The organism is Aquisalimonas lutea (genome assembly GCF_030409225.1).
In the GTDB taxonomy this organism is placed as follows: domain Bacteria; phylum Pseudomonadota; class Gammaproteobacteria; order Nitrococcales; family Aquisalimonadaceae; genus Aquisalimonas; species Aquisalimonas lutea.
In genome coordinates, this window is sequence record NZ_JAUFPK010000004.1 from 535,513 (window position 1) to 554,820 (window position 19,308).

Consider the following 19,308-nt stretch of genomic DNA (forward strand, 5'->3'; position numbering starts at 1 on the left):
CGACGTCCCAGTGCATCAAACGCTCTGGTAGGTCGCGACTGACGTCGCTCCTACGGCGGGTGCATCCCCGGGCTTTCCCGTTGCCTGCTGTGGGAGGGGGCTTCAGCCCCGACCGCCCGAGCGCGGTGACGCTCTGGAAAGTCGCGGCTAAAGCCGCTCCCACACGTCGCGAGCCCTATGCCGGTTTGCCTCCGCCCTCGTTTCCCGTACCCTCGTTGTCGTGGCCGCTGCGGCCACGACAACGATCCGAAGCGGGGGTGCCTCCGGCCGCGGGCCGGAGAGCTGAGACAGACCCTTTGAACCTGACCCGGTTCGCACCGGCGTAGGGAAGCTTCGATGACCTGCCTCATCGAATGCGCTCTCGCTTCGTGTTTTTCACGGTCCTTCGCAAGGTGAAAACACGATGAGTACACAGCCCTTTGACTTCCGGGAGCCGGCCCACGGGCTGGATCCCGAGATCACCCGTCCGTTTCCCGGCTCCCGTCGCGTCTGGGTCACCGGATCCCGTCCCGATCTGCGCGTGCCGATGCGCGAGATCGAGCAGGCCGACACCCTCAGCGACCGGGGGCGCGAGACGAATCCGCCGCTGACCGTCTACGACACCTCCGGGCCCTACACCGACCCCGACGCCGTCATCGACCTGCGCCGGGGGCTGGACTGCCCGCGGCAGCCCTGGATCGAGGAACGGGGCGACACCGAGCAGCTGGACGGGCCCAGCTCGGCGTTCGGCCGCCAGCGGGCGGAGGACCCGGCCACCGCGGCGCTGCGCTTCGAGCACATCCGCCCGCCCCGGCGCGCCCTGCCCGGCCGCAACGTCTCGCAGATGCACTACGCCCGGCAGGGCGTCATCACCCCGGAGATGGAGTACGTCGCCATCCGCGAGAACCAGCGGCGCCAGGAGATCCGCGACCAGTGCCTGCTCAAGCGCCACGCCGGGCAGGGTTTCGGCGCAAGCATTCCCGACGAGATCACGCCGGAGTTCGTGCGCGAGGAGGTCGCCCGGGGACGCGCCATCATCCCCTGCAACATCAACCACCCGGAGCTGGAGCCCATGGCCATCGGCCGCAACTTCCTGGTGAAGATCAACTGCAACCTGGGCAACTCCGCGGTGACCTCCTCCATCGACGAGGAGGTGGAGAAGATGGTGCGGGGCATCCGCTGGGGCGGCGACACGGTCATGGACCTGTCCACCGGCAAGCACATCCACGAGACCCGCGAGTGGATCCTGCGCAACAGCCCGGTGCCCATCGGCACGGTGCCCATCTACCAGGCCCTGGAGAAGGTCAACGGCAAGGCCGAGGAGCTCACCTGGGAGCTGTTCCGGGACACGCTCATCGAGCAGGCGGAACAGGGCGTGGACTACTTCACCATCCACGCCGGCGTGCGCCTCCACCACGTGCCGCTAACCGCCGACCGGATCACCGGCATCGTCTCCCGGGGCGGCTCCATCATGGCCAAGTGGTGCCTCGCCCACCACCAGGAGAGCTTCCTCTACACCCATTTCGAGGACATCTGCGAGATCATGCAGGCCTACGACGTGGCCTTCTCCCTGGGGGACGGCCTGCGCCCGGGCTGCATCGCCGATGCCAACGACGAGGCGCAGTTCGCCGAGCTGGAGACCCTCGGGGAGCTAACGCAGGTCGCCTGGCGGCACGACGTCCAGGTGATGATCGAAGGGCCCGGCCACGTGCCCATGCAGATGATCAAGGAGAACATGGACAAGGAGCTGTCGGTCTGCGACGAGGCCCCGTTCTACACCCTGGGACCGCTGACCACGGACATCGCCCCCGGCTACGACCACATCACCTCGGCCATCGGCGCCGCCCAGATCGGCTGGTACGGCACGGCCATGCTCTGCTACGTCACGCCCAAGGAGCACCTGGGCCTGCCCAACAAGGACGACGTGCGCGAGGGCATCGTCGCCTACCGCATCGCCGCCCACGCCGCCGACCTGGCCAAGGGGCACCCGGCGGCCCAGGTGCGCGACAACGCCCTGTCCAAGGCGCGCTTCGAGTTCCGCTGGGAGGATCAGTTCAACCTCGGGCTGGACCCGGAGCGGGCACGGGCCTACCACGACGAGACCCTGCCGAAGGAAGGCCACAAGGTCGCCCACTTCTGCTCCATGTGCGGGCCGCACTTCTGCTCCATGCAAATCACCCAGGAGGTGCGGGAGTATGCCCGCGCCCACGGGCTGGACTCCCGTGAGGCGCTGGAGCAGGGCATGGCGGAGAAGGCCGCGGAGTTCCGCGAGTCGGAGCACGGCATCTACCAGCCCGAATAGGGCCGGCTGACACGCCCCGCGGGCGCCCCGACTGCGCGTCGCCCGCGGGGCACCGGTTCACGGGATTTCCGTCCCGGCGCGGCGCCGGGACGGGACACGCTGGCCCGGATTCGCTACCCTGGCGGGCCATCGCAGACCACGGAGAACACGTCCATGAGCGACACCGAGAGCAGCGGCAACCTGCTGCACGAGCCGGAACGCAGCCTCGCCGAGTGGCTGTCGAGCCATGCCCTGGCCCTGGCGGCCATGGTCGCTGTCACCGCACTGCTGGGCTATGCCGGTTTCCAGGTCTCCACCGGCGGCTACGAGCTCACCGGCGGCGTGGTGCTGGTCGCCGCGATCACCGTGGGGTGCCATGCCGGTGAGTGGCTCCGGCGCGGCTTCCTGCGGCAGCGCGGCCGCGCCTGAAGCGAGCGGCCGGCGATGCTCACCACGGCCCTGCTGCTGGGCGGCACGCTGGCATTCGTCGGCATCGCCTGGGGCATGTACCGCACGCGCCGGGGCACCCGGGCCGCGCTGGCAGTGGCGGCCCTGGTACTGCTGGTCGCGCTGGTGTGGACGGGCATGGCGCTGATCGAGCCGGGCCGCGTCTGACCCGCCCGGTCCGTTGACCCTCCGGGACACTAGCTGGTGGTCGCCGACTCCGGCGCCGACAGGAGGAAATGCCCGCGGGCGGTGGCGATGGTGGTCTCGCGCCCGGACTGCCAGGTTTCCACGGCCACGTTGGCCACCCGCTGACCTTGCCGCCACACACGGCACCGGGCGAAGGCGTCCTCGGGCTGGCCCGGGCGCAGGTAGTCGATGGAGAAGTCCACCACGCGCGGCAGCATGGAGGCTTCCAGGCGCCAGAGCAGCTCGAAGATGGCGGCGTGCTCCATGAACGCCCCCACGGCACCGCCGTGCAGCGCCGGAAGCGACGGGTTGCCGATGTTCTCCGGCTGGTACGCCAGCCGGAAGACGAGCTCGCCGGCGGCGTTCTCGTGGAAATCGATCCCCAGCATGCGCGCATACGGGATCAGCTCCACCAGCCGGCGGCAATCCCCGCTCGCGCGCGCGGCCAGGACCTCGTCGCGGAACTCGTTCATGGCCCCTCCCCGTCCGCGGTACGCAGCACGCTGCCCGCGGCGGTCACCACGGTGACCCCGGAGTCCGCCTCGACGACATCGGCCGCCACGAACCCGATCGCGGCGGTCAGGCGCCGGCATACGGCGCGGGACTGCAGCCCCGCCCGCGCCGCGGTGGCACGCAGGTGGTCCACCCGCAGATCCAGCAGCTCCACGCCCTCGTCCGCCGGCAGCCGGCAGAGCACGGCCAGGCGCACGGCCTTGTCCAGGAGCGCCGTCAGGACGCCGCCGTGAACGTGGCCCGTCCGGGGGTCGCCCACCAGTGCCGGGTCGAACGGCAGGTGCAGCACGACCCTCCCGGTGTCGGCCTGCAGCGCCTCGATGCCCGGCAGCAGGTGGTCGGCCAGCATCGCCCGTGACGCCGCCGCCTCGCCACCGGCCGGGGGAACCGCTTGTGATTCAGGAGGCATCCGGGTCGTCACCGGTGTCGTCCTCGGCCTCGCTCCAGGCAACGATGGTCGCCTCCAGATCGGCCTGCAGCTCCAGCGGCGGCACCTCCACGCCCTCGAGCTCGTCCGTCCAGTCGACACCCACCCGCAGGCCGTCCCCCTCCATGCCCGGCAGCCACTCCTCCAGGAACAGGTCCAGGGGCACCGCCTCCGGGGTGAAGCCCTGCCAGTCGCCCGTGGCGCAGGAGCCGGCGCCGGCCTCGCCGCTCCAGAACGGCATGACCATGACCGTGTCGTCGTCGGCCGCCGGCGCCAGGGCCCAGCCTTCCGGATCGCTGAGGCCCCAGACCTCGCCGCCGGCGACGGCCTGCTCGAGAAAGGCCCGGTAGGCCGGGTCCGGGATATCGGAGGGTGAATCGGTCATGGCGTGCTCCCGCGCGCAGCATCCCGGGACGGGATGCCCCGGGACGCCCGGAAGTGTACTAACACCATGGCTCGGGTGACCAGGGACCGCTGCGGGTCAGTCGATGCGGAACGCCCGCACCTGCTCCTGGAGCTCCGCGGACAGCCGGGCGAGCTCCTCGCTGGCCTTGCGGCTGCTCTCCACGGATTCACTGCTCTCCTCGGCCACCTGGTTGATGGTGTCGACGTTGCGGTTGATCTCTTCCGCGGTGGAGCTCTGCTCCTCGGCGGCGCTGGCGATCTGGGTGTTCATCTCGGTGATCCGGCTCACCGCCTGGGCGATACCCTGCAGCGCCTCCCCGGCGGAACGGGACTGCTCCACCACGTTCCGCGTCTGATCGCGGCCCTCCTGGATGACGGACACCGTCTCGCCGGTTCCCGTCTGCACCCGCTCGATCATCTCCTGGATCTCCTGGGTGGACTGCTGGGTACGCTGGGCGAGACTGCGCACCTCGTCCGCCACCACGGCGAAGCCGCGCCCCTGCTCGCCGGCCCGGGCGGCCTCGATGGCCGCGTTCAGGGCCAGGAGATTGGTCTGCTCCGCGATGCCGCGGATGACATCCAGCACCGAGCCGATGGACTCGCTCTCGTCCTTGAGCTTGCCCACCGAGTCCGCGGCCCGCTCCATCTCGTCGGCAAGGCGATTCACGGCGGCTACTGTCTCGTCGACGACGTTGCGGCCCTCGCTGGCGCGCCCGTCGGCATCCCGCGCCGCCTCGGCCGCCTCCGTGGCATTGCGGGCGACTTCCTGGACCGTCGCGGTCATCTCGTTCATCGCCGTGGCAACGCCGCTGGTCTCGGAACGCTGGCGGTCCATGCCGCGGGCGGTCTGCTCGGAGATGGTGGACATCTCCTCCGCCGACGACGACAGCTGGGCCACCGCGTCACGGACCTGCCCGATCATCCGGCCCAGCTGCTCCTGAATCTGCCGGCCGCTGGTGGCGATGCCGCCGAGCTCGTCCTCCGTGGTCCTGCGAATGGGCTGCGTGAAATCGCCGTCGGCCAGGCGGTCCAGGTCCTCGCGCAGGTGCACCGCCGGCCGGATGATGCCGCGCTGGAGCAGGACCAGGAACACGACAAAGGCCACGCCCACCGCGGCGCCGAGCAGGGCGAGGCTGAGCGTCAGCGCCGTGCTGGCGCTGGCGAGGCTCTGCTCGCGCTGCTGCGCGGCAACGTCGACGATGGCGTCACGGGCGTCGCGCAACGCGCCCAGCGCGGCCGCGTCGGCATCGGCCGCCCAGTCGTAGCCGGCCATTGGGTCGCCGTAGGTATCCTCGAAGACCTGCAGGGCCCCCTCGTAGTCGTCCAGCATGGCCGCGTGCTCGTCCCGGAAGCGCCGCAGGGGCTCGGCCACCTCGGCGTGCTCCACGTCCGCGAGGAGCTCGCCGGTCATGGCCTGGATGTCGTCGTGGTGGCTGCGGAACTGCTGCCAGTGCTCCTCGCGCCGGTCGCTGTTGTTGGCGCCGCGCAGCAGCAGGGTCAGCCACTCCTCCATCTGGGTGGCGAACCGCGCCCGGATCACCTGCAGCTGCCGCTCCTGGGCGCCCTCTTCCTCCGCCAGGTGCTGGTAGCCCTGGATCACCCCGTGCAGCTGGGAGAAGCCGAACAGTGTCGCCGCCAGCACCAGCGCCGTGCCGCCGCCGGTGATCACCAGCAGCTTGTTGCGAACGCTGCTGCGGAAGAATCGTAGAACGCCGCCCATGAAGCCGAGCCTCCTGAATGAAACGCCATCGGACCATTGCGGAAGGAATCCGCGCTTGCTCCCCGCCTGCACGGGAGCCGCCATTCAGCGTATCGGCACGGATGACGCAGCCTTGAGACAACATGGGGCCCTGTTTCGCGATGCTGTTTGGCCGGGGGGAACACGACAACAGGCCGTCATCCCCGGTACGATTCCCCTGTCGGCTGCATCGCGGCATCGAGGAGAGTTGCGCAAGTGCACGTGTTCGCCCGGATCCTGCTGCTGCTCGGCGCCATGGCCGTGGTCGGCGCGTCCCTCGCCGTGGGCGCGCTGCTGCTGGTGTTTCTGCTGGGCGCCGGGGCGATCCTGGCCCTGGTCCTCTGGGTCCGCTTCCGGCTTCTGCGGGGTTTCCGATGGCCCGGTGCCGGCGGGCGCCGTTCCGGTCCCGCCCGTGACGACCCGCACACCTCGGGGCGGCAGACGACTATCGAGGGCGAATACCGGGTGCGCCGCTCGCGGCCCGGCCGGGGCCGCCATCACGATGATCCCTGACCAGCTGGCTCACGGGCGCCACGGCGTCGGGCAGCGGCAGAAGGCGGCCCGGCTCCAGCCCCGTGCCGGGGGCGTGGAAGTCCGAGCCCGCCGACGCCAGGAGCCCGTGACGCAGGGCCAGGCCGATGCCGTCGCGTACCTGCACGGGGGTGGTGCGGCCGGTCACCACCTCCACGGCCTCGCCCCCGGCCTCGACGAACGCGGTACACAGCCGCCGGCGCCAGGCGCCGGTCATGCGGTAGGCGAAGGGATGCGCGAGAACCGCGATGCCCCCGGCGAGGCGGATCCAGCGGACACCGGTGTCGAGGCTGACCCAGGCCGGCCGCACCCAGGCGGAACCCTGCCGGCCCAGGTAGCGCTTGAACGCCTGCGGCCGGTCCCGGACGGCGCCCTGCGCCACCAGCCAGTCCGCGAAGTGACTGCGTCCGGGAGCCCGCTCGCCGTCACCGGCGACGCCCTGCAGCGCGCCGGGCAAGCCCCGCTTGTGCAGGCGGTCGGCAATGGCCTCGGCGCGTTGCCAGCGCTGCTGTTGCTGATACGCCAGCCCCTGGTCGAACACGGGATGATGCGCCATGCCCAGGCCGACCACATGGATCTCGCGCCCGCACCACAGGGTGGACAGCTCCACGCCGGCGACCACCTCCACCCCCGCGGCCTCTCCGGCCCGGACCGCTTCCGCCACACCGGCGGTCGTGTCATGATCCGTCAGCGCGAGTCGCGACACGCCCAGCGCCGCGGCGCGGTGCACCAGCTCCGCCGGCGGCAGGGCGCCGTCCGACGCCGTGGAATGCATGTGCAGGTCGGTACCGGCGGTACCGGGCTCCGGGTTCCCTGGTGACATGGCCGGGATGATCCCGCGATCCACGGGCCGACGCAATGCGCCGGCACCGCCGCCCCAACCGCGGAAAGACGCATGACAGCGGACGAGTCAGCGACACAGCCCGAGCCGCCCCGACTGCAATGGGATGCCGAGCAGAGCCGGCTGCTCTGCCGGGGCGACTGGACCTGGGGCGGCCTGTCCCTGGCCGAGCCCGGCCTGCCCGGCGGCATCAACGGCCGGCTGCACCTCGATACCACCGGCATCCGCGGCCTGGACACCGCTGGTGCCGTGGTGCTGCAGCATCGTATCGAGGCCCTGGAGAGCAACGGCTGCGCCGTTGACCGCGATGGCCTCCCGGACGGCCATGAAGGGCTGCTGGCGCTCGTGCGCCGCCACCGCCTGCCCCCCGCGGACCCGCGCCCCCGTGCCGGGGTACTCTACCGCATCGGCTTCGGCACGGCCCGGGGCCTGGGCCGCCTGAGCGCGTTCTTCGCCTTCGTCGGCGAAGTGGCCGCCGACGCCCTGCCCCTGGTGATGCGCCCGCACCGCATCCGCTGGCGGCAGGTCGTCGGCGAGATCGACCACGCCGGCCTGCGGGCGCTGCCCATCCTGGGCCTGCTGGTGTTTCTCACCGGCGTGGTGATCGCCTACCAGGGCGGGGCCCCGCTGCAGCGCTACGGCGCCAACATCTTTCTCGTGGACCTGCTGACGCTGACCATGCTGCGGGAGATGGCGCCGTTGATGACGGCCATTATCGTGGCCGGGCGCACCGGCTCCGCGTACACGGCGCAGATCGGCACCATGCGCATCACCGAGGAGGTGGACGCGCTGCGCGTCATCGGCATCACGCCCTACGAGATGCTGGTGCTGCCGAAGCTGCTGGCGCTGCTGGTGGCCATGCCGTTGCTGACCATTTTCGCCGACATCCTCGGCATGCTCGGCGGCATCACCGTGGCCGGGGCGTGGTTCGGCGTCGGCGCGACGGAGTTCATCGCGCGCATGCCCGAGGCGATCGCGCCCAGCTCGTTCTGGGTGGGCATCATCAAGGCGCCGGTGTTCGCCATCCTGATTACGCTGGTTTCGTGTTATCACGGGTTCTGCGTACAGGGCAGCACCGAGAGCGTCGGCCGGGCGACCACCCAGAGCGTGGTCCAGGGGATCTTCCTGGTGATCGTCGCCGACGCGGTCTTTTCCGTGGTCTTCAACCTGCTCAAGCTATGACACAGCCGGCACATGCATTCACAACCCGCGCGGAAGACCAACACCCGGTGATCCGCGTGCGCGGGCTGCGCACGCAGTTCGGCGAGACGGTTATCCACGACGGCCTCGACCTGGACGTGCGGCGCGGCGAGATCCTCGGGCTGGTGGGCGGCAGCGGCACCGGCAAGACCGTGCTCATGCGCGAGATCATGCTGCTGCATGCGCCCACCGCGGGGACCATCGAGATCCTGGGCACCGACGCCACGCGCATCGACCGCCGCGGCCTGCGTGCGCTGCGCCGCCGCATGGGTGTGCTGTTCCAGCAGGGGGCGCTGTTCACGGGCCTGACGGTGCGCGAGAACGTCCGCCTGGTGATTCAGGAGCACGCACGACTGAGCGCCGGGCTGGCGCAGGAGCTGGCGGACATCCGCATCAGTCTCGCGGGGCTGCCCGCCGGCGCCGCGGACCAGTACCCGGATGCGCTCAGCGGCGGCATGGTCAAGCGCGCGGCGCTGGCGCGCGCCCTGGCGCTGGACCCGGAGCTGCTCTTCCTGGACGAGCCCACGTCCGGGCTCGACCCGGTCAGCGCCGCCGCCTTCGACGAGCGCATCGTGGAGCTGCGCGACCTGCTGGGCCTGACCGTGGTCATGATCACCCACGACCCGGAATCGCTGCGCCAGGCCGCCGACCGCGTCGCCTTCCTGGCGGAACGCCGGGTCCGGGCGCTGGCCCCCATGGGCGACCTCCTGGCGAGCACCGACCCGGCGATCGCACAATACTTCCAGGGAACGCGGGCGCGCCCGCAGGGCACGCCCGCGCCCTCCCCCGAGCCCGGTGGAGCCTGACCGCACCCATGTTCAACCGCGTCAACTACACCCTGGTCGGCCTGTTCGTCGTGGTGCTCGGCATCGCGCTGGTGGCCGCGGGCCTGTGGTTCAGTGCCGACATCGATCAGGAAGAGCAGAAGCACTTCCTGGTCTACCCGGAGGAGTCGCTGACCGGGCTGAGCCGCAACTCCCCGGTGAAGTACCAGGGCATCGACGTGGGCCGGGTCCGCGAGCTGGGCCTGGACGAGCAGGGGCGGGTGCGGGTGCTCATCAGCGTCGGCGAGAACGTGCCCGTGCGCGCCGACACTAAGGTGCGCCTGGCGAGCCAGGGGCTGACCGGCCTCGGCCACCTGGAGCTCGTCCCCGGCGACTCCGATGCGCCGAAGCCCCGGGCCGACGAGCACGCCTACCCGGTGCTGCCCAACGCGCCGTCGCTGCGCAGCCGTCTCGAGCAGGCCGTGGAGGACGGCCTGGCCAGCATCGACCGCATGGGCGAGCGCATGGAGACCCTTCTCAGCGAGGAGAACATCCGCGGCCTCAGCCGGACCATGGCGAACGTCGAGCGCATCAGCGAGTCGCTGGCCGACAACTCGGAGCACCTGAATCAAACCCTGACGGAGGCCGAAGCGCTCATCCGGGACACGCGCGCGCTGGTCAATGCCGCCCCCGAGACCCTGACGCGCATGCAGCGGTCCCTGGATCGCTTCGACGCCGCCGTTGGCAGCGTCAAGACCGTCGCTGACGATCTCCAGGCCACCCAGGCCCAGGGCAGCCTCACCCTGGAGCGCGTCAACCGCGAGACCCTGCCCGAGCTCAACCGGACCCTGCGGGACGTGCGCGACGTCACCCGCACCCTGGACCGGTTCGGCCAGGGCCTCATCGATCACCCCAGCCAGCTGATCTTCGGCGGCCCGCGCCGCCCGCCCGGACCGGGAGAGGACGCCAATGAAGCCCGCGAATAAGCCCCGTCACGCCGCCGGCCGCGCCCGCCCGGCCGCGGCGCTGTCGCTGTGCACGTTGATCGCCGTCGCCCTGGCGCTGACGGCCTGCAGCCCCCTGCAGATGCCGACCGAGGAAGCGGCCACCAACTGGGAGCTGGACCCGGCGTCGCCGGAGCCGGTCGCCACGCAGAAAGACATTACCCTGCACGTGGATCGGCCCACGGCCATCGCCGCCCTGGCGACCCGGGCCATGGCCTATCGCGAGCGCTCCCTGCAGCGAAGCTACTATGCGCACAACCGCTGGGTGGACGAGCCCGCCCGCATGCTTCACCCGCACCTGGTGCGCGCCATCGAGGACGCCGGCGTGGTCACCGGGGTGGTCTCGACCAGCGCGACCGCGTCCGCTGCCTACCGCCTGGAGACCGAGCTGCTGGAGCTGGAGCACGACTACCGCGAGCTCGAGCACGGCCGGGCCCGCATCCGCCTCCGCGCCCGGCTGGTGGACACGGGCCGGGGCACCGTGGTGGCCACGCGGCGGTTCGAGGCCACCGAGCCCAGCCGCGAGACCGGCCCGGCAGGCGGCGTCACGGCCGCCAACCGGGCCCTGGAGCGGCTGCTGGAAGAGCTCGTGGCCTGGCTGCCCGGGGCGGTTCCCGGGCAGCCCTGAGCGCGCTACAGGAACAGATCCTGCTGGAGCTCGTCGTCCGAGCGGTCCGGATCCACCCGGTAGGGGCTGAAATCCGTGACGCCGGCCTCCGCCAGCAGGGCGTCGTCGATGAAGAAGTTGCCCGTGCACTCGCGGCTGTTGCGCGTGAGCACGTGGTAGGCGGCATCCGCCATGATCTCCGGCTTGCGCCCCTGGCGCGCCGCCGCCTCGCCGCCCAGCAGGTTGCGCACCGCCGCCGTATCCAGGAGCGTGCGCGGCCACAGCGCGTTGAAGGCGATCCCCTCGTTGCGGTATTCCTCGGCCATGCCCATGGCGCACATGCTCATGCCGTACTTGGCCATGGTGTAGGCCACGTGCGGGGCGAACCACTTCGGATCCATGTTCAGCGGCGGCGAGAGATTCAGCACGTGGGGATTGTCCGCCTTGCGCAGGTGCGGAATGCACGTGCGCGAGCACAGGAAGGTGCCTCGGAGATTGATCTGGTGCATGAGGTCGTAGCGCTTCATGTCCAGATCCTCGGTGCCGGCCAGATTGATGGCGCTGGCGTTGTTCACCAGGATGTCGATGCCGCCGAAGGTCTCCACGGCCCGGTTCACCGCGGCGATCACGTCCTCCTCGCTGCGCACGTCCGTGACCACCGGCAGGGCCCGGCCGCCGGCCTGCTCGATCTCCTCGGCAGCGGTGTAGATGGTGCCCGGCAGCTTCGGGTGCGGCTGGTCCGTCTTGGCCGCGATCACCACGTTGGCGCCGTCCTGCGCGGCGCGCTTGCCGATGGCCAGGCCCACGCCGCGGCTGGCACCGGTAATGAACAGGGTCTTGTTTTTCAGGGTCGTCACGGTATCTCCTCCTGTGTGGCGGCAGCTCCGGGCCCGAGGTCAGTGCCGGTCGCCCCGAGCGGTCGGGTCCGACGTTGCAGCAAACCGGTCCCGGGCGGCGGTGTCAATCACCGCGTCACGTCGGGGCACGACACCGGTGCGGGATACCGGCCGGATCTGGACCGAAACCCCGCCCCCCTCCACAATGGCGGTTCGTCCGCAACCGAAGGTCTCCACCCGTGTCCGATGCCAGCAGCACTGCCCTGCGTCCCGTGTATCTCAGCGAATACCGGCCCGCGGCGTTCACCGTCGAGGCGGTGGATCTGCGCTTCGACCTGGACGCGGACACCACGCGCGTGACCAGTACCATGCAGGTCCGGCGCCGTGCGGAGGCCAACGCCGAGGAACCTCTCATCCTCGACGGCGAGGACATCGAGCTGCGCTCGCTGCGCATCGACGGCGACGAGCTGGACGCCGACGCCTACCGTTTCGAGGGCCGGAGCCTGGTCATCCCGGGCGTGCCGGCCGCGTTCGAGCTGACGGTGGTCAACGACTGCCACCCCGCGGCCAACACCACGCGCATGGGGCTGTACATCGCCGACGGGACCTTCTGTAGCCAGTGCGAGCCGGAGGGCTTCCGGCGCATCACGTACTTCATCGACCGGCCGGACAACATGGCGGTGTACAGCGTCACGCTGGTGGCGGATGCCGCGCGCTACCCGGTGCTGCTGTCCAACGGCAACCCGCTGGACAGCGGCAGCCTGCCGGACGGCCGGCACTGGGCCCGCTGGCACGATCCGTTCCCGAAACCGAGCTACCTGTTCGCCCTGGTCGCCGGCGCCCTGGAGGCCCACGAGGACCGCTTCACCACCGCCTCGGGGCGCGAGGTCACCCTGCGCATCTACACCGAGGCCCACAACCGCGGCCGCACGGACCACGCCATGGCGTCGCTGAAGAAGGCCATGCGCTGGGACGAGGAGACCTTCGGCCTGGAGTACGACCTGGACCTGTTCCAGATCGTCTCCGTGGACGACTTCAACATGGGCGCCATGGAGAACAAGGGGCTGAACATCTTCAACTCCAAGCTGGTGCTGGCGGACGCGGATACGGCCACGGACAACGATTTCCAGGCCATCGAGTCGGTCATCGCCCACGAGTACTTCCACAACTGGACGGGCAACCGCGTCACCTGCCGTGACTGGTTCCAGCTCTCGCTCAAGGAGGGCCTGACCGTCTTCCGCGACCAGCAGTTCACCGCCGACATGCACTCGGCGCCGCTCAAGCGCATCGAGGACGTGCGCGTGCTGCGCAGCCAGCAGTTCCCGGAGGACAACGGGCCCATGGCCCACCCGGTGCGCCCGGATCACTACATCAAGATCGACAACTTCTACACGCTGACGGTCTACGAGAAGGGCGCCGAGGTCATCCGGATGCTCTACAACCTGGTGGGCGCGGACGGCTTCCGGCGGGGAATGGACCTCTATTTCCGGCGCCACGACGGCCAGGCGGTCACCTGCGACGATTTCGTCGCCGCCATGGCCGACGCCACCGGCACCGACCTCGACCGCTTCAAGCGCTGGTACCACCAGGCCGGTACGCCGCGGATCCGCGTCGAGGAGCACTGGGACCACGAGCAGCACACCCACCACCTCACCGTGCACCAGTCGACGCCGCCCACCGCCGACCAGCCCGACAAGCAGCCGCTGGTGATCCCGCTGCGCATGGGCCTGCTGGACGGCCGGGGCCGGCCGCTGCCGCTGAAGCACGGGGACCGGGACGGTGAAGACACCGAGACGGTGCTCCCGGTCACCGAGAGCGAGCAGACCTTCGTGTTCCGGGAGGTCCGGGAACGCCCGACCGTTTCCCTGCTGCGCAATTTCTCCGCCCCGGTCATCGTCGAGCGGGAGTTCGACGACGACACCCTGCGCTTTCTCGTCGCCCACGACACCGACGCCTTCAACCGCTGGGACAGCGCCCAGACCCTGGTCACCGGCCGCGTGCTGGACTTCATGGACCAGCAGGCCCGCTCCGTGACGCCCCGCCTGCCCGAGGCGGACATCGAGGCCTTCCGCCGGGTGCTCAACAGCGAGGTCATGGATGACGCCATGATCGCCGCCACGCTGACCCTGCCCGGGGCCCGCGAGATCGGCGAGGAGCTCGACGTCATCGACCCGGACGGCCTCTACGCCGCCCGCGACACCCTGGTAAACCAGCTTGCCGAGGCCCTGGAGGATGATTTCGGCCGCATCTACCGGCTGCGCGCCGATGATCGCGGAACCGGCATCGACGCCGAATCCATGGGCCGGCGCCGGCTGAAGAACCTGTGCCTGGGCTATCTCGGCGACCTGGACCGCGACGCGTATGTCCAGCACGCCGTTGACCAGGTCCGGGCCGCGCGCAACATGACCGATGTCATGGGCGGCCTCCGCGTCCTGGCGGATCTCGACCGGCCGGAGCGCGACGAGGCGCTCGGCGCGTTCTACGACAAGTGGCATGACGAGCCGCTGGTCACGGACAAGTGGCTCACCGTGCAGGCCACCAGCCAGCGCCCCGGGGCGATCGACGATGTCGAGCGCCTCATGGCCCACCCGGCGTTCGACCGCCACAACCCGAACCGCATCCGCGCCCTGGTCGGCGCGTTCGCCATGGGCAACTTCCGGGCGTTCCATGCCGCCGACGGCCGTGGATACAGGCTGCTGGCGGACTTCGTCATGGAGCTCGACCCCGTCAACCCGCAGATCGCCAGCGGCCTGGTCCAGGCGATGATCCGCTGGCGACGCTTCGACGCCCGGCGGCAGGGGCTCATGAAGGCACAGCTGGAGCGCGTCCAGCAGCTGCCCGGATGCTCCGACAACACCCGCGAGGTGGTCGACCGGGCCCTGGCGCCCGGGCAGGCAGGCTGATTCAGCCGGTCAGCGGATAGATGTAGTTGCCGCCGGCGTACTCGAAGCCGGCGCGGCGCATCATGCGGTCGAAGCGCTCGCGTTCCACGGCCACCGTCTGATAGACGTGCAGCTCGCTCGCGCCGCGCTTCTGCGCCCAGCGGCGGAACGCCGTGAGCAGCTTCAGCGCCGCGCTGGAGCCCCGGAAATCGGGCTTCACGTAGAACGCGTAGTCGTGGGCCAGCACGCCGCTGGTGAAATACGGCCGCTCCACCGTGCCGAACAGGCCGCCGGCCACCGCCCCGCCCGAGCTGCGGGCCAGCACCGTGAAATACACGCCCCGGTCGTCATCGATGGCGCCGGCCAGGGAGGTCCGCAGGCGCTCGCCGTCGAAGGGCAGCGCACTGAACCGGCTCTCGGCATGCATCTGCCGGCCCAGCGCCACGGCGTCTTCCAGGGACGGATGCGTCAGCCATTCGATCTTCACCATTGCCTCCCTTACCGCTCCCGCAGCGCCTCGTCGCTATAGCGCAGGATCGGCCCGAGGAAGTACTCGATGATCCGGCGTTGCCCCATCTCGACATCCACCGTCGCCGTCATGCCGGGCCGCAGCCGCACCTCGTCGCCGTTGACGGTGATGGTGTTGCGCTCCAGCTCGATGAGCGCCCGGTAGACCCGCCCCAGGTCCTCGTCCTCCGTGGACGTCCGCGAAACCTCGCGGATGGTCCCGGGCACGACGCCGTAGCGGGTGAAGTCGAAGGTGTCGAACTTCACGTCCACCTCCTGGCCCTCACGGGCGAAACCGATATCCCGGTTGAGGATCTTGGCCTCGACTTCCACCGGCCGGTCCTCGGGCACGACCCGCATGAGCACCTTCGACGGCTCGACTACGGTGCCGCCGGCGTGGACCTTGACGTCCTGCACCAGGCCGTCGATCGGTGCCCGCAGCGTGTGGCGCCGGAGCCGGGCCCGCGCCTCGACCAGCTGCCGGCGCAGCTCGGTGATGGCGCTCTCGGTGCGGGCGAGCTCGTCCAGCAGATCCGAGCGGAACTCGCTGCGGGTGCGCTCGATCTGCCGCCGGGTCAGGGCCACCCGGCCCTTCGCCTCTTCCAGCGCCCGCTGCTGCACGCGCCGCTCGTTCTCCTTGGCCACGAGCTCCTGGCGGGCCTCGTCGAGATCGACCACCGGCACGACGTCGCCCTCGACCAGCTGCTCCATGCGCGCCACGCGCCGCCGGGGATACGGCAGGATTTCGTTGATCGAGGCGATGCGTGCGCGCGTGGTCGCCACCTCGGCCTGCCGGTTGCGCAGCTCCTGGCGGAGCTCTTCCAGCTCCCGGCGATAGGCGTTCCACTGGCTCGCCAGGCGGGCGCGCTCGCGCTCGGCGATGCGCGGGCGAATGTCCTCCGCCATGTCCAACCGGGGGTCGCCGTCCGGCTCGGCGGCGAGCAGTGCGCGGATCCGCGCCCGCTCCGCCCGCCTGTGCTCCAGGCGGAAGGCGAGATCATCCACCCGCGCCTTGGCGCTGTCGCGTTCCAGGTAGACGAGGGGATCACCGGCCTCCACGCGTTCGCCCTCCTCCACCAGCACCTCGGTGGCCCGTGCCCGCTCCACGGACTGCACCGGCTGAACGCGGGAGCTGACCACGGTGCGCCCTTGGGCGAAGGCGACCACGTCCATCCGCCCCAGGGATGCCCACAGAAGAAGCCCGGCAAGCACCAGCAACAGGCTGCCCAGCAGCCACAAGCCGGCGCGGGGTGGCGGCGCATCGGTAATGGCCCGGACGCCGCCGCGGTGACGGGCGATGGCATCATCCGCCTGCGCTCGTCGCCTTGCATCGGCTGCGCGCTCAGTTCGCCAGGGCGCCATCGGTGGCCTCTCCGCTGTCGCGACGGAAATCGAGCTGGGCGCGCTTCAGGTGGGCAAACGGGCCGTCGGCGGCCAGAAGCCGTTCGGGCGCCCCGTCTTCCACCAGCCGGCCGTCCTCGAGCACCAGTACCCGGTTGCACACCCGCAGCGTCGACAGCCGATGGGCGACGATGAACACGGTGCGCCCGCGCGCCATCTCCAGAAGGTTGTCCTGGATCCGGCGTTCGGCGGCGGCATCCAGGGAGCTGGTGGGCTCGTCCAGGAGCAGCATGCGCGGATCCGCCGCCAGCGCGCGCGCCAGGGCGATGCGCTGGCGCTGCCCCACCGAGAGCTGCGCGCCGTGCTCGCCGACGGGCGTGTCGTAGGCGCTGGGCAGCGAGCGGATGAACTCGTCCGCCGCTGCCAGGCGGGCCGCCTGCTCCACGGCCTCGATGCCCAGATCCGGCCGTGCGGCGGCGATGTTCTCGCGCACGGTGCCGTCGAACAGCACGGTGTCCTGGGTGATGGCACCGATGTGCCGGCGCAGCCAGACCGGGTCGACGTCGGCGATGTTGGCGCCGTCGACCAGCACGCGCCCCGCGGTCGGTACGTACAAGCGCTGCAGCAGGCGCAGCAGCGAGGTCTTGCCGGAACCGGACGCGCCCGCCACGCCGATGACCTCGCCGGGCTCGACGGCGAAGCTGACCTCGCGCAGGGCATCGGGTGTCTCGGCCCGGTACCGGAACGACACCTGCTCGAAGCGCACCGAGCCCTGCATGGGCGGCAGCCGGTCGGACGCGGCGTGGACCACGGGCTCGGGCCGGGCATCGAGAATGTCGGCGAGTCGCCGGACCGACACCTTCGTCTGCGACAGCTGCTGGAACAGCTGGGCGAGCCGCTGCGCCGGCGCCATGACGCGGCCGACCATCATGTTGAAGGCGATCAGCTGGCCGGCGGTGAAACTGCCCTCGATGGCCATCTGGGCACCGAGCCAGAGCGTCAGCGCCACGGTGCCCTTGTTGAGGAACTGCGCGACCTGCGACAGGGTGCCGGTGAGCCGTTCCGACTCCCGGGCGTGGCGGGTCTGCTCCACGGCCCGGTCCTCCCACTCGCGCTGCTTCTGCGGCTCCAGCGACAGCGATTTCACCGTCTCCATGCCCGCCACCGCCTCCACGAGAAAGGACTGGTTGTCGGAGTTGCTGGCGAACTTCTCCTCCAGCCGCCGCTGCATCAACGGCGCCGCCACGGCGTAGAGGCCCAGCATCAGGCCGATGGCCGCGGCCACGATCAACGTCAGCGTGACGCTGAACAGGGCCATGACCCCCAGGAACAGCAGCGCGAAGAGGAAATCGACGATGGCCGTGAGGCTGGGCCCGGTAAGGAACTGGCGTACCGACTCCAGCTCGCGCACGCGGGCGACGGTATCGCCGGTCTGGCGGGCGCCGAAGTAGCTCATGGGCAGGCGCGTCAGGTGGCGGAACAGCCGGGCGACCAGGTCGACGTCGATGCGGTTGGTGACGTTGGCGAGGAGAGCGCCGCGAAGCAGACCGATGACCAGGTCGAACAGCGCGATGGCCGCCAGGCCGATGATGAGCACGTTGAGCGTCGACATGGCGCCGGTGGTGAGCACCCGGTCGATGACCAGCATGGTGAACAGCGGCGTCGCCATGGCGAACAGCTGGATGAACAGCGACGCCCCCAGGAGCTGGAGCATGGTGCCCCGGTAGCGCAGCAGGCCGGGCAGGAGCGCCCCCAGGCCGAACCGTTGCTTGGCATCCGGGCGTGCCGGCCGCGCTCCCAGCAGGACGACCGTGCCGGTCAGGCGCCGCTGTGCCTCGCCGGAACCCGGATCCAGCTGCTCGCCCGAGACCGGCTCCAACAGCGTTGTGCCGCCGTCGTCACCGGTGGCGGCAAGCACCAGCAACCGACCGTCGTCGGCCTCCACCAGCGCCGGGGCCGACAGTCGCTGCAGCTCGCCCGGGCGGATGGTGATGCGCTCCGCCGACAGGCCGCAGCAGTCGACCGCGTCCAGCACCTGGTCGACACCGAACGCCCCGTGGAACCCGGTGCGCCGACGCAGCTCGTCCTCGCTTACCGGCTGCTCGAGCAGCCGGAGCGCGACCAGGAGAGCGGTCAATCCCGGATCGGGCCGATCCGGCGGGTCCGATTCTGTCGCCTCGGGCGTCCTGCCCATGGTTCGTTCCCTCGTGCCTTTCCCTGCGCCCGGCTTGCCGGGCTGTCGTCGGTGGGTGCTAGGACTGCGCGCCTCCTTCCAGCCGCTGGCCGTCGAGGGTCACCGTCTCCCGACGCCCCCGCGTGTCGGTGCGCACGAAGCGGAAGCGCCGGTCGGCGAGCGCCGTGCCGCGCAGGTCCTCGAGCATGGCGTCCTGCTGCCCGTAGGGAGCGATCAGCTCCACCAGCCAGACCCGGTCACCACCCCGCCATTCGCCGGCCGCGATACGCCCGCCGGCGGCCAGGCGCTGCTCGACGGTCTCGGAGACGAACGCCCACAGCGCCGCGCCGATGGGCTGCCCCTCGGCATAGAACAGCCGGTATTGCGACTGCATCAGCGGCGGCATCACCAGCCACTCCAGGTCGGCCAGGAACAGGCTGTGGCGATGCACGGACGACTGCGACAGCAGCCACGCGATCTCCCCCAGCGCCGCGCCGACGGTCTTCTGCGGCGCCTGCGCCCCGGATCCGCCGCCCCCCTCCGGGGCGCCGTCTCCGGCGTCACCGCCGGACGTCTCCGCGGCGTTGGTCTTCGTCGTTCCGGTTTCCTCTGCTGTCACGAGAATCCTCCCTTTGTTCATTGCAGG

At 70.6% G+C, this 19,308-nt stretch carries 19 protein-coding genes and 1 riboswitch; of the genes, 9 read left to right on the forward strand and 10 right to left on the reverse strand.

What is annotated here, in order from left to right; genetic code table 11:
* The first annotated feature begins 243 nt into the window (after positions 1-243).
* Positions 244-347, forward strand: a riboswitch (TPP riboswitch).
* A 56-nt stretch (positions 348-403) separates the two neighbouring features.
* From thiC to QWY84_RS13620, 3 genes are all read left to right on the forward strand, one after another.
* A complete protein-coding gene (gene thiC / locus QWY84_RS13610; RefSeq protein WP_290203255.1) occupies positions 404-2,281 on the forward strand; it encodes a phosphomethylpyrimidine synthase ThiC in 1,878 nt (625 codons plus the stop codon).
* A gap of 153 nt (positions 2,282-2,434) precedes the next feature.
* Positions 2,435-2,689 carry a hypothetical protein gene (locus QWY84_RS13615; RefSeq protein ID WP_290203256.1) on the forward strand — a complete coding sequence of 85 codons (255 nt, stop codon included), beginning with the start codon at positions 2,435-2,437 and terminating at the stop codon, positions 2,687-2,689.
* A 15-nt stretch (positions 2,690-2,704) separates the two neighbouring features.
* Positions 2,705-2,875, forward strand: coding sequence for a hypothetical protein (locus tag QWY84_RS13620; protein ID WP_290203257.1), 171 nt, complete (start codon positions 2,705-2,707; stop codon positions 2,873-2,875).
* 29 nt (positions 2,876-2,904) lie between these two features.
* Here QWY84_RS13620 and QWY84_RS13625 read toward each other — a convergent pair whose 3' ends face one another.
* From QWY84_RS13625 to QWY84_RS13640, 4 genes are all read right to left on the reverse strand, one after another.
* Complete coding sequence (locus tag QWY84_RS13625) at positions 2,905-3,366, reverse strand: PaaI family thioesterase (protein WP_290203258.1); 462 nt, start codon at positions 3,364-3,366, stop codon at positions 2,905-2,907.
* Entirely contained in the window at positions 3,363-3,815 is a 453-nt protein-coding gene (locus QWY84_RS13630) for a PaaI family thioesterase (RefSeq protein ID WP_290203259.1), read from the reverse strand. The genes QWY84_RS13625 and QWY84_RS13630 overlap by 4 nt, the downstream gene beginning before the upstream one ends.
* Positions 3,805-4,218 (reverse strand): DUF2750 domain-containing protein, encoded by a 414-nt coding sequence (locus tag QWY84_RS13635; protein WP_290203260.1) that lies wholly within the window; start codon positions 4,216-4,218, stop codon positions 3,805-3,807. The genes QWY84_RS13630 and QWY84_RS13635 overlap by 11 nt, the downstream gene beginning before the upstream one ends.
* A 96-nt stretch (positions 4,219-4,314) precedes the next feature.
* Positions 4,315-5,958 (reverse strand): methyl-accepting chemotaxis protein, encoded by a 1,644-nt coding sequence (locus tag QWY84_RS13640; protein WP_290203262.1) that lies wholly within the window; start codon positions 5,956-5,958, stop codon positions 4,315-4,317.
* A 234-nt stretch (positions 5,959-6,192) separates the two neighbouring features.
* On the opposite strand from QWY84_RS13640, the gene QWY84_RS13645 reads away from it, so the two are divergent.
* Positions 6,193-6,489 carry a hypothetical protein gene (locus QWY84_RS13645; protein ID WP_290203263.1) on the forward strand — a complete coding sequence of 99 codons (297 nt, stop codon included), beginning with the start codon at positions 6,193-6,195 and terminating at the stop codon, positions 6,487-6,489.
* Here QWY84_RS13645 and QWY84_RS13650 read toward each other — a convergent pair.
* Positions 6,422-7,330, reverse strand: coding sequence for a PHP domain-containing protein (locus tag QWY84_RS13650; RefSeq protein ID WP_290203265.1), 909 nt, complete (start codon positions 7,328-7,330; stop codon positions 6,422-6,424). The two genes, QWY84_RS13645 and QWY84_RS13650, sit on opposite strands and share 68 nt — an antisense overlap.
* Before the next feature lie 72 nt (positions 7,331-7,402).
* On the opposite strand from QWY84_RS13650, the gene QWY84_RS13655 reads away from it, so the two are divergent.
* The 4 genes from QWY84_RS13655 to QWY84_RS13670 are packed head-to-tail and all read left to right on the forward strand — an operon-like array spanning position 7,403 to position 10,944.
* Positions 7,403-8,530, forward strand: a complete 1,128-nt coding sequence (locus tag QWY84_RS13655; RefSeq protein WP_290203266.1) for an MlaE family ABC transporter permease — start codon at positions 7,403-7,405, stop codon at positions 8,528-8,530.
* A gap of 56 nt (positions 8,531-8,586) precedes the next feature.
* The gene (locus tag QWY84_RS13660) at positions 8,587-9,354 is read left to right on the forward strand and encodes an ABC transporter ATP-binding protein (RefSeq protein ID WP_290203268.1); all 768 of its coding nucleotides are present in this window, start codon (positions 8,587-8,589) and stop codon (positions 9,352-9,354) included.
* Positions 9,355-9,362: 8 nt separating this feature from the next.
* Positions 9,363-10,298: an MlaD family protein gene (locus QWY84_RS13665; RefSeq protein WP_290203270.1), complete on the forward strand. Its 936-nt coding sequence runs from the start codon at positions 9,363-9,365 to the stop codon at positions 10,296-10,298.
* Entirely contained in the window at positions 10,282-10,944 is a 663-nt protein-coding gene (locus QWY84_RS13670; RefSeq protein WP_290203271.1) for an ABC-type transport auxiliary lipoprotein family protein, read from the forward strand. The genes QWY84_RS13665 and QWY84_RS13670 overlap by 17 nt, the downstream gene beginning before the upstream one ends.
* A gap of 5 nt (positions 10,945-10,949) precedes the next feature.
* Here the strand turns inward: QWY84_RS13670 and QWY84_RS13675 are convergent, their stop codons facing one another.
* Positions 10,950-11,780, reverse strand: coding sequence for an SDR family oxidoreductase (locus QWY84_RS13675; RefSeq protein WP_290203273.1), 831 nt, complete (start codon positions 11,778-11,780; stop codon positions 10,950-10,952).
* Between the two features lie 218 nt (positions 11,781-11,998).
* On the opposite strand from QWY84_RS13675, the gene pepN reads away from it, so the two are divergent.
* Positions 11,999-14,662 (forward strand): aminopeptidase N, encoded by a 2,664-nt coding sequence (gene pepN / locus QWY84_RS13680; protein WP_290203275.1) that lies wholly within the window; start codon positions 11,999-12,001, stop codon positions 14,660-14,662.
* Between the two features lies 1 nt (position 14,663).
* Here pepN and QWY84_RS13685 read toward each other — a convergent pair whose 3' ends face one another.
* The 4 genes from QWY84_RS13685 to QWY84_RS13700 are packed head-to-tail and all read right to left on the reverse strand — an operon-like array spanning position 14,664 to position 19,281.
* Positions 14,664-15,131 carry a GNAT family N-acetyltransferase gene (locus QWY84_RS13685; protein ID WP_290203277.1) on the reverse strand — a complete coding sequence of 156 codons (468 nt, stop codon included), beginning with the start codon at positions 15,129-15,131 and terminating at the stop codon, positions 14,664-14,666.
* 8 nt (positions 15,132-15,139) lie between these two features.
* Entirely contained in the window at positions 15,140-16,510 is a 1,371-nt protein-coding gene (locus QWY84_RS13690) for an HlyD family type I secretion periplasmic adaptor subunit (RefSeq protein WP_290203279.1), read from the reverse strand.
* The gene (locus tag QWY84_RS13695) at positions 16,491-18,683 is read right to left on the reverse strand and encodes a peptidase domain-containing ABC transporter (RefSeq protein WP_290203280.1); all 2,193 of its coding nucleotides are present in this window, start codon (positions 18,681-18,683) and stop codon (positions 16,491-16,493) included. The genes QWY84_RS13690 and QWY84_RS13695 overlap by 20 nt, the downstream gene beginning before the upstream one ends.
* A 58-nt stretch (positions 18,684-18,741) precedes the next feature.
* A complete protein-coding gene (locus QWY84_RS13700; RefSeq protein WP_290203282.1) occupies positions 18,742-19,281 on the reverse strand; it encodes a toxin-activating lysine-acyltransferase in 540 nt (179 codons plus the stop codon).
* Between the last annotated feature and the right edge of the window lie 27 nt (positions 19,282-19,308).